The organism is Blautia faecicola, from assembly GCF_004123145.1.
GTDB lineage: Bacteria > Bacillota > Clostridia > Lachnospirales > Lachnospiraceae > Oliverpabstia > Oliverpabstia faecicola.
Window position 1 is genome coordinate 114,490 of the sequence record NZ_SDKC01000002.1, and the last position, 15,015, is coordinate 129,504.

Sequence of the window (15,015 nt, forward strand, 5' to 3'; positions counted from 1 at the left end):
CACTATTTTTCCCTCTCTTTTTCATTTTTTAAAAGGATTCGATTAACAATAAAATCTATTTTTCCGTAGGATATCTCACCAAACTCTCTGCTGTCTGTTGAATTGTTCCGGTTGTCACCCAGACAGAACACTTTATTTTTTTCTATTTTTAGTGGTTTTGAAGCAATGCCTGCATCCTTTATTTTGGCGAAGTCATCTCTGACAGCGATACCGTTTCGATATAAAACACCTCCCACAATCTGAATAGTATCGCCTTCCACACCAACAACACGTTTTATTAATTTTTTTCCATACACTTCATCATCAAAAATGATTACATCGTCAACAGCTACAGTATCAGTTTTCGAATGAAAAACTGATGTCGATACGATGTCTCCATCCTTGTAAGTCGGTTCCATGGAGTTTCCAACTATTGTTGCCGGATGAAAGATCTGACCGATTGCCAAAAGTGTAATGCAGAGAATTCCAATCGCTATATAAAACAAGATATATACGTTGTTTTCTTCCGAAAGAACCCTGATTGTTTTCTTTCTCATTTAGAACTTCTCCTGTTCCAAACACCGATCCGGATGTCTGATTGTGAGTATTTTAAAATTCGTACATCAATTCCACTCACTTTGAATTTAAGCCCTTTATAATCGGTTCCAACTGCATTAAATCCATCAGCATCAATGATTTTCATGAATTTATCAACGATTTTTGTGGCTTGCGTGAAACTCAACCGGTTTACGCACATCTTTTCTTGCTGTTCTCGACCATATGGATGTTTTTCATCCTTAATCATATAATGAGGACATGCAAAAAAGGCCGTATCTCCTTCCATGATTGTCATAGGAATAGGTTCCTCGTGATTCAGACAGTATAAGTGGATGTATTCCCAAAATTTTTTTATCATTGTTATCTCCTTTATTAAAGTATGCCAGAAAATTTATACCCCTTTGATTCTCATATAAGCTACCTAGAAAGAAAGCTGCTTTTGAGCAGCTTTTTCTTATTGTTTTTGATTTTTACAGAGAACCACTGATCAAATTCTCAATTTCAGTAACTTCTTCCCTGGATTCAGCTACATCTGGAACAGACTCCTTATTTGCTAGTTGTTCATTTTTTTGAATTCCGAATCCATGAAGACCAGTTGCTGCTGGTATAAGGCCACAATCTACATCAAGTGCTATTGTTTTTTCAGCTTTTCTTGGAGATTTGTACAAATATGCGATGTCTTCAACATTCAGATTTTGGAAGCGTATCGTCTTTGCTTCATTGATCTTTTTTTCTGGTGTATATGCAGAGAGTCTTGCACAGATGACATCTCCTTCCTGATAATCGAAAACGGGCAGACGTCCTCCTGTGTAATACCGAAGAGTAAATCTGGATGCACGCATATCGTTTCCACCTCCTGCAGTCTCAATAATCAGTTTCGCCCAGTTGTTTCCCAAAGTCGGGGGGATTGATTTGATTACTTTTCCGGCTACAAACGAACGAAAAACCGGCTCTGGATAAAAGGTTCCAATGTCTCCGCCGAATCTTTTTGCCAGTTCCGTAGTTTCTTTTTCAACACTTGTACCCACAAAGAACATTACTTCCGAATCTTTTCTTAACGAATCATTATGATAATTAAAGCCCCTGGTGTAACCTGTTACTATCACGCGGTCCTTTTTTCCAATTTTAACATTTGTCTTTGTTTCCAAATTAATATCCAATTTAAGGACATTTCCTCTTCTTTCCTTTACAAGCAATGTTAGTATCGTTTTTCTATATTCGTTCCATCCTATGTTAAGAACGATACCTCTTGCAACAAATTCATTTACATATGTCATTTCTGCGCTCATTACATTGATTCCTCCTTGATATAGATTGATATACTACCTAGATTAAGTATACCTTTTTACCAGAATAATTCAGAAAAATACGACACGCTATGGCATACTTTATTTAGATAGTGAATATGTTGTTAGATTAGCTTTCAATTAAAAATTAGAGGAAGGAGAGTCCACTCAAAAAAACAAATATACAAAAACTTGTGAGTAGATATGATTTCGGTCAATCCAAAGCATACACGATGAAATAGTAAGTGGAACTCGTGAGAGTCTACATTATCTCAACGTGAGTATATTTACACATATTTTGAGTGGCAGATGAAGTGTAGCTATGGAAGATAACTATAATAACGATATTATGTCTCAAGAAACAGATTATAAAACAAAACTTTCAGCTGATTTAGACCTTGAAGATAAGGGCTCTGTCTTTGGAAGATATAAAAAAATGTTTTTCTTATTAATTGGTATAGGTCTCGTCTACATCCTTGTATTTCTTATGTATACCGCCAAAATAATCAGTTTGTTTTTTTCAAATTGCATCTTGATCCCATTTACATTACTTATTTTAGCTGTATGTTCTAAATTCATAATCCGATAAAGTCAAAGGGCATTCCACCTTTTCAGATAGCCGTACACTGGAAAGGTGGATTTTTTTCTTTTTTTTTGATTGTTGGGCACTCTTTATATGTTAAATGAAAATCTGGAGAAAAAATAAGGAGGAACCAACACCATGTCTGATTCATTTAGAATTAACACTTTACTTTATGCCACAGCACTAAAAAAACAGTTGACTTGTTGTCCTGGGATTACTATAGGAATGACAAGTGGTACTACAAAAAGCAAACACAGAACTGCTAGTAACAATGCCGATGCGAAAATTTCTATGATTGCACTGGCATTTGATCAATTTGTATCTGAAACCAGTACGCCCTATGCATTTGTAGAGTTGGATGCAGGAGCAGTATATATGGAGCGGTCCGGCTTCAAAGGAATCTTGAGTTCTGATATGGTCCTTTCAACTAATAGGCGTCCAGAACCAGCTGACATTGTAGCGTTGCTGTTCGTTCACACACTTGCTAGTCGAAAAAATGAAGAATTCAACCATATATGTTCTGAACTATTCGAACTCTACAACGCTTTTTCTGTTGTTTCGGACGATCAAATGATTGCACTGTTGTGCGATTCATATTATTACGGAACATTAAAAAAAGAGAATCATCCATATATCCACTCAAATATTGTGGATGAGTCCACGTTATTAGCGTGTGTTCGTTCATCAAATCCTAGAGAAATTCCGGAATTAAAAGGAACCAACACAGTAAAACCAGGCTTTGCTTTCAGAAAGGCAAAGAAAAAGAAAAACGTTGAAGAAAACGATCTTCGTATTTTCATAAATGATTGCAAAGCCGGAAAATTCCTGGTTGATTTCTCCTGGGAAGATTCACAAACCGAATATGTACAGTCCTTGCAGCAACTGGATGGCTATATTCCAAATTACGAATTTCAATCCATACTTAAAAAGATCAAGTACCGAACCGACAAAGTATTAAAACGTCTTCCGGATCTTGATCTGGCAAAAGGAGAAGACCGAATTACTGCTATAGGTAACGACTACATTAATCTTACCTTAAGTGGCAAACCTGGAACCGGAAAGACCAAACTCGCTTATATGCTTGCTGCAGCAACTGGACTTCCTATTTACACGGTTTCGAATTCTCATAACACAGATGAGGACGAATACGAAGGAAAAACAAAGATGATTGATGGAAGAGCAGTGTCTGTAGAAACTGATACACTGAAATGCGTGGAAAAAGGAGGAAACTTTAAGTAATCAAATTCATTGTCAATAGTGATTAAATGTGTTAAAATATACTCATGGAGGGCATTATTATGAACACATCTAATATCACTAATTACAAACCAAAAGATTTTGCTGAATTATTGGGTGTCTCAGTCAAAACGTTACAACGTTGGGATAGAGAGGGGATTCTGAAAGCAAATCGGACTCCGACTGATAGGCGTTATTATACTTATGACCAATATCTTCAGTTTAAGGGTATAAATACTGAAAACGATAATCGTCAGATTGTTATTTATGCCAGAGTATCTACAAAAAACCAAAAAGATGATTTACAAAACCAAGTAACTTTTTTACGTCAGTTTTGCAATGCTAAAGGTATCATTGTAGATCAATGTATTGAAGATTATGGAAGTGGGCTTAACTACAATCGTAAAAAGTGGAATCAATTATTAGATGAAGTAATGGAACAAAAAATCAAAACTATTATAGTTACACATAAAGATAGATTTGTCAGATTTGGCTATGATTGGTTTGAAAAATTCTGTATGAAGTTTAATACAAACATAGTGGTAGTGAATAATGAAGAACTATCACCACAGGAAGAACTCGTACAGGATATTGTTTCTATACTCCATGTGTTCTCTTGCAGGTTGTATGGACTTCGTAAGTATAAAAAACAAATAGAAAGGGATGAGGAAATTGCTAAAGAGCTTCAAAACGGAAATAAATCCGACAGTCGAGCAAAAAATCAAGATTAACAAGACTATCGGCACTTGTAGGTACGTTTACAACTTTTATCTCAGTCACAACAAAGCTTTATACGATAACGGTGAAAAGTTTATGACTGGCAAGAGTTTCAGCGTATGGCTCAATAATGAGTACATTCCTAATAATCCTGATAAAGTATGGATGAAAGAAGTGTATTCAAAAGCTGTAAAAAAGTCCATTGAAGATGGATGTATTGCATTTACAAGATTTTTTAAACATCAAAGTGCTTTTCCTAATTTCAAAAGGAAAGGTAAGTCTGATGTAAAAATGTATTTCGTAAAGAATAATCCTAAAGATTGTAGATGCGAGAGACATAGGTTGAACATACCCACTTTAGATTGGGTACGCATTAAAGAAAAAGGTTATATACCAACAACTAAAGAGGGATGGAAAATCAAAAGCGGTACAGTATCCATCAAAGCAGGCAGATACTATGTGTCAGTTCTTGTAGAAATTCCTGACGCTAAAATTGCTAATAATAGCAATGGTGGTATAGGAATTGACCTGGGTTTGAAAGACTTGGCGATTGTTTCCAATGGTAAAACTTATAAAAATATCAATAAGTCAGCAAGAATTAAAAAATTGGAAAAGAAACTGCGTAGAGAACAAAGATGTCTCTCACGCAAGTATGAAAATTTAAAGAAAGGAGAGTCCACTCAAAAGAATATACAAAAGCAAAAGCTCAAAGTACAAAGACTTCATCATAAAATAGATAATATCCGTACGGATTATATCAATAAATCAATAGCAGAGATAGTGAAAACCAAGCCATCTTATATAACTATTGAAGATTTGAATGTATCAGGAATGATGAAGAACAGACATCTATCAAAAGCCGTTGCGTCACAAAAGTTCTATGAATTTAGAACTAAGCTCAAAGCTAAGTGTGATGAAAATGGTATTGAATTAAGAGTCGTAGACAGATGGTATCCATCATCCAAAATATGTCATTGCTGTGGTGCTATCAAGAAAGATTTGAAGCTTTCAGATAGAATATACCGTTGTAATTGTGGCTATGTCGAGGATAGGGATTTCAATGCTGCTCTTAATCTAAGAGATGCTTTAACTTACGAAGTTGCATAATGAACGCAAACGTAAGTATGTACTGCGGGCTATCGCAGGAATTTACGACTGTGGAGTGTACACGAACTTGTGAGTAGCGTATTGTTTACAATCGCCAAAGCATACACATCGAAGCAGTAAGAAGTATCCGCAAGGGCTTCAATTTCTCGATGTGTTTGAGTATATTTCAACACATTTTGAGTGGCAGCATAAAAATGCTGACCAGCAGCATAAAGAGTCTACTTCGTTTGGATTATGATACTTACAGCCGAACGACATCCGGAAAATACTCCCTAAAACGAGATCTCGACCACACATCCGTTAAGGTTTTCGACAAGCGTAAAGAGAAAAAAAATATCGATGATATGGCAGTTATGCTTCTGATCGATACATCCGGCTCTATGCATGGTGAGAAAATCAAGCTTGCAAAGGATACCGCCGTAATCCTTGCCGAATCCTTTGCCTCCCTCAAAATCCCATGCTATATCATGGGATTTACTGCGGATACAGCCGGGTGTGATGTGTTACATAATCATTATGTGACATGGACCAACAACAAGGCGGAAAGAAAATCCCTCGTAAAGCTGAACGCAAATGCGAACAATGATGACGGGTATTCTATCCGTTTCGCTACCCAGATCTTAAAAAAAAAGAAGGCTGAGCACAAACTTTTATTCGTGATATCAGACGGTGCACCTGCATGTATGCGGTATCATGCCACAGACGGAGTTAAGGATACCTCATTGGCGATAATAGAGGCTAAAAAAGTGTCTGATATTCTTGGTATCGGCATCGGCATTCATCATTGCAAAGAACTCAAGAAAATGTACCAAGGAAGGTTCATTGACGTGCAGGATATCAATGAACTTACGTCTGCAGTCTGCAGACAATTAAAAAACATCTTAAGAAAATGGCTATAAAAAAATCAGTTAGTGACGTTTGTAAACGTTTCACTAACTGATTTTTATTTTCCGGAACAAATCGACAAGAAATTGTCCCACTGCTGTATTAGGCTTTAAAAAGCACAAACACAATCCTATGACTATAAGTATTATAAATATACGAACGATACCAACTAATACCCAATACATTTCATGTTTCCCAAAAGCGGCTTTTCTCGGATAATTCCCAATAGTTTTTCCTTTCTTTTTATTGCATTTCTCACAGCAAAAAGCCAGATTCTTTTCATCATTTACATTCCGTATTCCTTTTCTCTTTAGCTTTCTTTGCAACCGTTCATCTGTCTGAACTTGCTTTACCGGATAAATATGATCAACTGTAATATTTCTGCATCTTTTCCCACAATACCAACAACGATACCTTCCTGCAATTGGAGGATGCTTTTCCATAAATTTTTTTCTATAGGTATTGTTGCGCGCATACTCACGCTTATAGGCATGACAATCCACATGCATCTGTTTCGCACGTTGCCGGTATACAGATATCATACTTTTATCAGCACGAAAAGTATACTTGAATTGACTTTTTCGTGAGAGCGGAGGGAATTTCTTTTCCCATCCCTTTTTTGATTTTGAAAATCCATATTCCCTTGGATGCAGTTCAAAAACATATATCTCCTTATTCATTCGCCGTCCCTTCTATATCCACTTTTTCTACGTTTGTTTTTCTGCTCCTTCTCGCATCTACTTTCATGGTTTTTTCCGTTTTTTCAAAAAGGTAATCAAACTCATATACACCAAATAATAACTGATCTCTTACGTCCGGATGTAAGGAATAATGTAAAAATTCCAGGGGAGAGTTGTATAACACTTTGCATGCATGACTCAATCCTGCTTTTGACAGCACTTTATTGATCGTGGCAGTGTCTGAAAACTTGGCATATAAATTTTCAATATATGTCCACCCCCCCCGAATTTCTGACAACTTACATCAGAAATTGAAATTGTTGTACTAATCATTTCCATAAGCAGATAAGCGGCGCGTGTAGCCCCCATTGGACCCGAGAATAATTCCTTCTTATAACTTTTTTCAACTCCGGATGCAATCAATGCCTGGTGTTTCAATAACTGAAATTTGTAATCTACAGGGATCCCATAGGCGAGTGATACTATATAATCGTAATCCATATCCCGAACCAAATCGTCTGGAAAAATATAATAATTGTCAATAAAGGGAAATAGCTTCAAATCGCACAGAAGTTGCTTTGTAACATGATGTATGGCCTCTTCCGGCGACCATTCGAGCAGAGTAGAAAAAGCATAGCGAATCACTTCTTTGGCTGCTTCAAATTTTTCCTTCTTTGGCATATTTGGTGCTAAATCAAACTTTTCTTTTCCTAATATATAATTTTCATATGCAATAATGTTCCGTGAATATGACATAATAACGACCTCTCTTTTTTTTCTTAATCAAAGTATGCCATAACAACTCAACTTTTCTTATAACCACACACATTTTACACACTTTTTTTGGTTTTTCTTGTTGCTCAGGCATACTTATAGTGATCCATAGCGTTTCATTTACAAATATTGAAACATCCGAATTTCACCTATGGGTTCAAAAGAAAACTCATGCCTATACTATAGCGAACACCAGTTCTTTTTTCAAGTCCCAATTATATGAGTTTCTGGTATTCGCAATTAAGAATTGAAGAGGAATACAAATGGCAAAAACACTGCAAACCATCATGATTGTAGATGAAACATCCGAAACTTCAAAATATTTCATAGAAGTGTCTGCTGAAGTATCGCAGCTTAACACGATCGGTATCTTTTTTTCATATACGGAAGCAATCGCATTTGTTGCAAATAATGCTGTAGATCTGATCGTATTTGATATTATGCTGGAAAATGCCCTGGAAGCTGCATCTCTTCTTCAGGAAATATGTCCATCTGCTTTTCGTATCGTATTGTTAAATTCTTTATGTGATCCGTCCAGGCTTATAAGGGCAATCCAACTGGAAGCCGATGCCTATCTTATGAAACCGTTCCATATAACATCCCTACGAAACAGATGTAGAGATCTACTTTTTGTGGCCGAACATTTTCTGGAAAAGAAAACGGTCGTCGTCCAGACATTTCTCACGTTTGCAGTCCTTGTCAACGGTGAGGAAATCTCTCTTCGAGGAAAGGCTAAGGAAATCCTTGCCTATCTGATCTGGAAACATGGGGCATTCGCCGGACGCCAGGAAATTGAATCTGTTGTATGGCCGGAAAAAGAATTTGACACCAACCGGCAGCATAATACCTATTACAATGCAATCAAGAGATTAGAAGAAAGTCTGAACGCTGCGGGAATATCCGATTTATTAAAACGCACACCGACCGGCTGTTCCTTGGATACCGATATGATCACTCGATGTGACTATTATGAGTGGGAGAGCAGTAGTAGTGTCCATTATGACTGGAACGATTTCCTTATTGAATTTTCCTGGTCTGATAATTTCAAAAATCAATTCAACGTTAATAAAGAAAGGAGTATCCATGAAAGATAGTTATGCATCCGTTCTGCATGACCGTGTATGACTATATTAACTGGATGATATGATTTCTATGCGTAAAAAAATATTTATTTTATTATCCGCAGCAACCATCCTTGGACTTTGCGGATATGCATTTGGCTTAAAAAAGAGCGATTCTTATTCTATCGATTCTTCATCCCAGAAACTAACAACATCCGATAGTGCATCGATCAAGACCGTTCTTGATTTTAAAGGATCTATAACCAGTGACAATGGTGATGTACCCTATCTGATTCATGTTACCGGGGACGGAGTTGTCGTAAACGCACCAAACTACCAGGAGAACTGGAGATATTCCAGATACATGGAAATTCTCGGAACAACATCTTCCTCCACTTTTGATATCTCAGGATATGTACCACAAGAAAGCACTGATTACATTGGAATGACGAGTGAAAAAGGGAAAGAAGACTGGAAGATATTAAACCATCCGACCAGCACTTGCCAAGATTATCTTTTAAGTAACCTGATCGAACATATGAAGAAAAATGGCAAACAGCAGACAACCGATGCTTATTCATCAACACTAGATGGCGAGGATCTGATCGAGCTGCTGAATGTAACTCTGGATCCGTGCCACGAATATAATCTTAACAAATTTCAATGGACACAGAAAAACGTGCCGGTAACGATCATCTTGAATTCTGACGGACTTCCAAAAGAACTTACCGCTGACTGCAAGATTATCGGACAAGAGGTGGCTGAATTAGTTGCGGATAAAACGGGGATCCGGATCACAGTAGAATCATTTACCGTCCATGTGACATATGACGACTATGGAAGAATCAATTCCGTTGATCTTCCCGATGCATTGAAAGGAACCACATTATTTTGAGGCCGGCAAAATTGACGACCTCTTTTTTTGTTTTTTTTCAAACTACAACGATGCTCTGGCATACTTCTTTAGAATGAGACAATATCAACTTTCTATTTGTCTTTAACATTTTCTTCTTGGAAATTTTTCATTCTTTCTTTAAGAAGGATTTTTTTATACTTATAGTACGTATCACGGCCAATAGTCAGGTGGGAGAGTAGTGTCTTATCGTTCATATCTCCATCGAAGTAAGTGCTGTTTGCAACAATAAAATCCTTGCACTCATCAAATCGGGATGTGACATAAGTGGTTCCCTTTGTAATGAAAGGTTCATCCGGATCCTTCATTAAACCACTCGCCAGACGTCCTGCTTTTCGATTTTCGACAGCAATATCGAATTTATCAAATTGATAATCAAAAAGATTGCGGATGAAAACATCCTTCTCAAGAAAATCTTTGATACTGATAGGCGTCGCAAGAAGAGAAGAGTAGGTATCATAACTTTCCTTTACAATCCTGCTATCAAGAAATGGGTTCGACAAGAATGCAGTATGAATATCTGACGAAATCAAAAATACATATATATTCCAGGCATCTTCTTTTTCCCTGGCTAACCTACGAACTTCTGTTGCAACAAAGGTATCTCCCGGCTGGATCCGGTCAAGGATCTTTTTCATCTCCGGTCCTGGCGCACCGGCAGTATCAGCGGAGAGAACTTCTCCAAGCATAACTGTTCCACGGGGATATCTTGTTTTTATAGCTGTTTTCTGAGATGAAAGACGTCCACGAGCATTTAAAGTAGAAGCATAAGCATATATCATAACTGGTCTCCTCATAGTAAAAGTACTGGTTTTATAGGCTTATTATACCAGAGGAAAGCACGATTTGCAAAGAAATGTCGTATTATACACATACTATTAATTCATACAAGGACTGTGCAAACACTGACAGTCCTTATTAACACATACTTTTTTATTTTAAATTCAAGCAAAAAACTCTTTCAGTCTACCGAAACACATACTTTTGTTCCTTTGTATTTCTCTTGACTAGATCTATGGCTTTATTTATAATAAAAAAGAAATATTGTTTTTGTTTTCGAAACAGGAATGTAATGTTAACAAAAGGAACACGTATCCGAAGGATACGTAGTTATATAGTCTTATTGAATCTATATAGTTCTATATATAAATAGAATATAGTAAATATGGTATGACTGACAAAGGTGCCTGAGTATGACTGACAAGGGTGCCTAAGTATGACTGACAAGGGTGCCTGAGTATGACTGACAAGGGTGCCTAAGTATGACTGACAAGGGTGCCTGAGTATGACTGACAAGGGTGCCTAAGTATGACTGACAAGGGTGCCTGAGTATGACTGACAAGGGTGCCTAATATACAAAACATATGGTTACAATTCAAGCAAGGAGCAATTAATAATGGTTAAAGATTCAAGCGCAGTGTTGCCCATGCAGCACACTTATGTTTCAATCTCCAATGAAATCCTAAATAAATATATGCAGTTTGGAGATTTGACACAAGCAAAACTCACCTTTATGGTATTAAGCCAGATTTTGGCCTCACAAGAAAATGAGCATATCGTTTATACGGATATCAAAGAAACCATAGACATTCTTGGCGTCAAGAAAGATATGCACAAAAGACGTCAGTACTTAAAGGAACAATATAAAAAAGTGATTGCTGAAACGAAAATAGATCTTTCCGAACCGGATAAACCGGACAGTTGGAATATCCAGCAGCTGTTTTACGCATCCACGGGAGATAATGTACGTGGCTACATGTCACATTCTATTAATCCAGAACTTTTAAAAGAACATTTTGAGATGTTTGTGAAAAACGGAGTTGTTCGTCGTTATTATAAAAAGATATGGGTCGATGATATTTATGCACTTCCGCGGGCGGCGAGAGGAGTAACGACGCCCTATTCGGCATGCCTGTATTTGGCTCTGCTGGGGAAGTCGATGAATTCGGTTAAAGTCAACCGTGCATTCTTTACTGTCAAAGAGTTAAAAAAAATATTTGGTATGTCAGACACCTTGTACACACAGTTAAGAAATGATCCTGAACATCCTGGAAAAATGAAAGTGCATTTTGACAGAACAATTTTTGAGAACAAGGTTTTAAACAAGGCCCTGCGCGAAATTGCCGAAACATCAAAAGCTATCAAATTGTCCAGCCGTGAGCAAAATGGTAATGTTTTTTATTACGAAAAAAAAACAGGGGAACGATCATCGGTGATGGGATATGTTATTTCGTATGAGATCGTTCCAGATTTAGATAAGGCTATTATAAATGAGGGAAAAAACTCCCGTGCGGATGAGAAAGTTCTGGAAGATCCGTTATGCAAAAAAGTGAAGGAATATTCTGGTAAGGATCTTAATGGAAGTGAAATTGCAGGCATTGTCAAAAAATTAAAAAATGTACCAGAGGCATTGCTTGACCAGAATTATAATGGTTCAACAAGATCTGATCGTATGATGCAGATGTTTTTAGCCAACTTATTAAGTATGCGGTCGGCTGACAAACAGACAAGGATCGAAAAGAAGGCCGCTTATATATCCAAAATGATCACGAATGAAATAAAAGAATTCCTGGTTAATGAAGAAAAAGTAACAGTAACAGCAGAAGAACTGCGTATGATGGTCAGCGAAAACAGAAGTCAGATTGTTGCCGGTATGATCACTAGGTGCGAAAAGCATAAACGAAATTATCTTATCGATTTTGAGAGAGTGAAAAATGATATTTGCATAAGTGGTGAAAGTGAAATCTCACAGCTTCAAAAACAGACATGGATCGATCCGATGGAACTGTATCTTAGCAGTTCGGATATTTTCATCGTCAAAGTAAAAGGAAAACCACAGGCAGCTGATTATATAACAAAAAAGTATTCGGATATTTTGCAAAATACAATAGCAAATATGTACGGATTAGATGTAACGATTGTTTTTGCGGTAGAATCAGAATTAAAAAAAGTTGCATAAGACGGGGATGAGATCATGTAAAAAATAATGGAGTTAATACATATAAAAGGCCATGCAATGCTGCACATAAAAAAACGATGCGTTCATTGGCAAGATTTTTATTGACTGGGTGATTGAACCAGAGACAGTAGGTATTCGATTGACCCTGTTTGATACCTGGTACGAAATAAGATGTACGGGAGAACTGGGCGAAGAATTTGCAGGGGAACTGTATGATTGGGATCACGACGGCAATTCACGAGAACCAGGGAAAGAATTTATCCGGTCCGGGGAATATGATATCCTGGAGAACGGAGAGCAAGCTGGAAGTTTTGCATTGATAGAGGTACAGATGTCTCCGGCTTCCATCCGGCCGTATTACGAAATGGAATATTATGGCAAAAAGGAACATAGAGGAATTCTTTTGTATTATATTTATTCCAGTTGTTACGGAGTCGGAAGTTTCATATTGCATTTATCTCAGTGGCCAGATCGCACAGGTGACAAAAAAAGAAAATGTCTATCGCATTTATGGTATTGATCAGGAGTCGATCGGATATGGAGTACTTCTTGCAGCTTATGAGTATCTGCAAGAAAGTTTTCTTGAAAATATAAAATCTTTAGGAATCACACAGGATCCATTTCTTCTTAAGAAATTCAAACCTTCGTTTGCTCAAAGGTGCGAAGATGGGAAAACGACACTGGGATTGGAACGTGCATATGTCAATGTAACAAAAAACAGTAAAAGGAAGCCTCTGCTGTTAATAGAGGCTTCTTTTTGGTATCTAAAAAACAGTTGTTTGTATGCAAAAATAGTTGGTACAATATCCATATTCTACAGTATTACTACAGTGGATCCTGTGTGAGGTGTCGTAAAGAAAGATCCTTGACACTGATTGGCATGGAAGCGCAAAGTTCTGGAAGATATGTTTTTAACATAACCTTCACCATATGTTCGATCATACGTACTGAGATACGTTTGGAACGGGTGGATAAAAAGAGCGCACGGTCATAAGGATGCGGTGCAAAGGACCGGCGGCCACTGTTCCTTAGGTAATGGCAACAGGTAAGGATGGCATCTGCAAAAGAAGGATCTTCACGCTGGAATTTTTTTTGTGCAAGGTCAGCAGCTTTTACGTTTGTCATGATTTTTTTACAGAAATCAAGGATTTCCTCTTTTTGAACAGAAGAAAATCCATTAAACAAATCTGCAGGGACATCCGGCGCATGAAGATATGTGCGGAGAGCATCCAGTGTTGTGTCAGAGCAGGGCTTCTGTACCACATCACCCGAGGGTGTCATTACAGATAAGGTGTGATCGGCCCAGTTGATAGAATCGATATCCAGACCGGCGATCTCGATCACGGACAGACTATCATAAGAAAGAAGGGAGAGGATGGATACATTTCGTGAGATTGTCCTTTCACGGCGAAGGAGTGCTTCATCAGGTATGGGGATGAGTTCACAGGAACAACTGCTGCCGTCCTGCAACAGATATGTATCATTTCTTTTCACACCATCGATCAGACGTAGAATATCCTTTTCAGAGATCGGATGTCGTGGAATTCTGACAACCGGTCTTCTTTTTGTCTCCGAAATCGTGCAGGTGTAAGATATCCTCTGTGTTTCCAGATAAAGATAGAATGCTTTGAAAGAAGCAATGATCCGGTTTAAGTAGAGGGAAGAAACCTCTTTTTTCTCAGTGTCCTTAACATGGAGCGACTGCAGATAGGAATCAAACAGCTCCAGTGAGACAGAGCGAAAAACAGAAACAGGCATATGTTTCCTGTCAAAGGATTCATATGCAGGGACGGAAGAGTGTACGAAATCAAGGAAAGTAGTAATCGTCAGGACATAGGAATAGCGTGTGGACGGAGCATAAGAGTCCAGGGACGAAGCGAAGCCTTTGATATACCAGGGCGTATCGTTACAAAGGTTTTTCAGCTGCAGGCTCAGTGAGATATTTTTTACATTATGTATATTGTACATAGAATCACCTCCAGATTATTGGTAAAGACATTGTAACATAATAAATAATTCCGCGCAATCACTTCAAGGAAACGTTTCCTATCATCCCCTTCTTTTTCCTTCTTGTCCTCCGTCCTTGACTGTCTGGTTGCTGAAGATTATCGCAATAATTTGTTTTGCCACTTCTTAATTGATTACTTTTTTTCTTTTCTTTTTCTTTTTTTTTATTCTTTTTTTCTTCTATATTAAAGGGAATTATATTGTTGTTTTGAAGAGCGGAAGGGGAGTGTAAAAATAAGGAAGAGAAGAAGGAAAGAAAGAGGGCGGGCA

At 37.5% G+C, this 15,015-nt stretch carries 16 protein-coding genes; 8 read left to right on the forward strand and 8 right to left on the reverse strand.

Translation table 11 applies throughout. The features are described 5' to 3' along the window. Positions 1 to 2: 2 nt before the first annotated feature. The 3 genes from lepB to ETP43_RS16780 all read right to left on the reverse strand — a co-directional run bounded on the left by lepB (position 3) and on the right by ETP43_RS16780 (position 1,826). The gene (gene lepB / locus ETP43_RS16770) at positions 3 to 536 is read right to left on the reverse strand and encodes a signal peptidase I (protein ID WP_129259745.1); all 534 of its coding nucleotides are present in this window, start codon (positions 534 to 536) and stop codon (positions 3 to 5) included. Further along, a complete protein-coding gene (locus tag ETP43_RS16775; RefSeq protein WP_164979802.1) occupies positions 533 to 832 on the reverse strand; it encodes a hypothetical protein in 300 nt (99 codons plus the stop codon). Before ETP43_RS16775 ends, lepB begins: the two co-directional genes overlap by 4 nt. Before the next feature lie 175 nt (positions 833 to 1,007). After that, the gene (locus ETP43_RS16780; protein WP_129259747.1) at positions 1,008 to 1,826 is read right to left on the reverse strand and encodes a hypothetical protein; all 819 of its coding nucleotides are present in this window, start codon (positions 1,824 to 1,826) and stop codon (positions 1,008 to 1,010) included. A gap of 718 nt (positions 1,827 to 2,544) precedes the next feature. On the opposite strand from ETP43_RS16780, the gene ETP43_RS16785 reads away from it, so the two are divergent. The 4 genes from ETP43_RS16785 (at position 2,545) to ETP43_RS16800 (ending at position 6,365) form a co-directional block, all read left to right on the forward strand. Continuing rightward, complete coding sequence (locus ETP43_RS16785) at positions 2,545 to 3,645, forward strand: AAA family ATPase (RefSeq protein ID WP_129259748.1); 1,101 nt, start codon at positions 2,545 to 2,547, stop codon at positions 3,643 to 3,645. 74 nt (positions 3,646 to 3,719) lie between these two features. Beyond that, positions 3,720 to 4,373: an IS607 family transposase gene (locus ETP43_RS16790; RefSeq protein ID WP_164979807.1), complete on the forward strand. Its 654-nt coding sequence runs from the start codon at positions 3,720 to 3,722 to the stop codon at positions 4,371 to 4,373. After that, positions 4,306 to 5,466 (forward strand): RNA-guided endonuclease InsQ/TnpB family protein, encoded by a 1,161-nt coding sequence (locus ETP43_RS16795; protein ID WP_129259749.1) that lies wholly within the window; start codon positions 4,306 to 4,308, stop codon positions 5,464 to 5,466. The genes ETP43_RS16790 and ETP43_RS16795 overlap by 68 nt, the downstream gene beginning before the upstream one ends. Before the next feature lie 227 nt (positions 5,467 to 5,693). After that, positions 5,694 to 6,365, forward strand: coding sequence for a cobaltochelatase CobT-related protein (locus tag ETP43_RS16800; RefSeq protein WP_164979803.1), 672 nt, complete (start codon positions 5,694 to 5,696; stop codon positions 6,363 to 6,365). Positions 6,366 to 6,398: 33 nt separating this feature from the next. Here the strand turns inward: ETP43_RS16800 and ETP43_RS16805 are convergent, their stop codons facing one another. Both ETP43_RS16805 and ETP43_RS16810 read right to left on the reverse strand, forming a co-directional pair. Beyond that, the gene (locus tag ETP43_RS16805; RefSeq protein ID WP_129259751.1) at positions 6,399 to 7,031 is read right to left on the reverse strand and encodes an HNH endonuclease; all 633 of its coding nucleotides are present in this window, start codon (positions 7,029 to 7,031) and stop codon (positions 6,399 to 6,401) included. Positions 7,032 to 7,229: 198 nt separating this feature from the next. After that, on the reverse strand, positions 7,230 to 7,787 hold the full coding sequence (locus tag ETP43_RS16810; RefSeq protein ID WP_129259752.1) for a hypothetical protein: 558 nt from the start codon (positions 7,785 to 7,787) through the stop codon (positions 7,230 to 7,232). 281 nt (positions 7,788 to 8,068) lie between these two features. Here ETP43_RS16810 and ETP43_RS16815 point away from each other — a divergent pair, with 281 nt between their 5' ends. Both ETP43_RS16815 and ETP43_RS16820 read left to right on the forward strand, forming a co-directional pair. Beyond that, the gene (locus ETP43_RS16815; protein WP_129259753.1) at positions 8,069 to 8,899 is read left to right on the forward strand and encodes a response regulator transcription factor; all 831 of its coding nucleotides are present in this window, start codon (positions 8,069 to 8,071) and stop codon (positions 8,897 to 8,899) included. 58 nt (positions 8,900 to 8,957) lie between these two features. Beyond that, entirely contained in the window at positions 8,958 to 9,761 is an 804-nt protein-coding gene (locus ETP43_RS16820; protein ID WP_129259754.1) for a hypothetical protein, read from the forward strand. A gap of 92 nt (positions 9,762 to 9,853) precedes the next feature. Here ETP43_RS16820 and ETP43_RS16825 read toward each other — a convergent pair whose 3' ends face one another. Continuing rightward, positions 9,854 to 10,561, reverse strand: coding sequence for a recombinase family protein (locus ETP43_RS16825; protein WP_164979804.1), 708 nt, complete (start codon positions 10,559 to 10,561; stop codon positions 9,854 to 9,856). Between the two features lie 614 nt (positions 10,562 to 11,175). Between ETP43_RS16825 and ETP43_RS16830 the strand changes: the two genes are divergently transcribed. Both ETP43_RS16830 and ETP43_RS16835 read left to right on the forward strand, forming a co-directional pair. Further along, entirely contained in the window at positions 11,176 to 12,738 is a 1,563-nt protein-coding gene (locus tag ETP43_RS16830) for a hypothetical protein (RefSeq protein WP_129259756.1), read from the forward strand. Between the two features lie 374 nt (positions 12,739 to 13,112). After that, entirely contained in the window at positions 13,113 to 13,583 is a 471-nt protein-coding gene (locus tag ETP43_RS16835) for a hypothetical protein (RefSeq protein ID WP_129259757.1), read from the forward strand. On the opposite strand, the gene ETP43_RS16840 is transcribed toward ETP43_RS16835, so the two are convergent. Further along, the gene (locus ETP43_RS16840; protein ID WP_129259758.1) at positions 13,564 to 14,706 is read right to left on the reverse strand and encodes a site-specific integrase; all 1,143 of its coding nucleotides are present in this window, start codon (positions 14,704 to 14,706) and stop codon (positions 13,564 to 13,566) included. The genes ETP43_RS16835 and ETP43_RS16840 overlap by 20 nt on opposite strands. A gap of 58 nt (positions 14,707 to 14,764) precedes the next feature. Next, positions 14,765 to 15,015: hypothetical protein (locus tag ETP43_RS17240; protein WP_164979805.1), on the reverse strand; the 251-nt coding region annotated here is incomplete at its 5' end.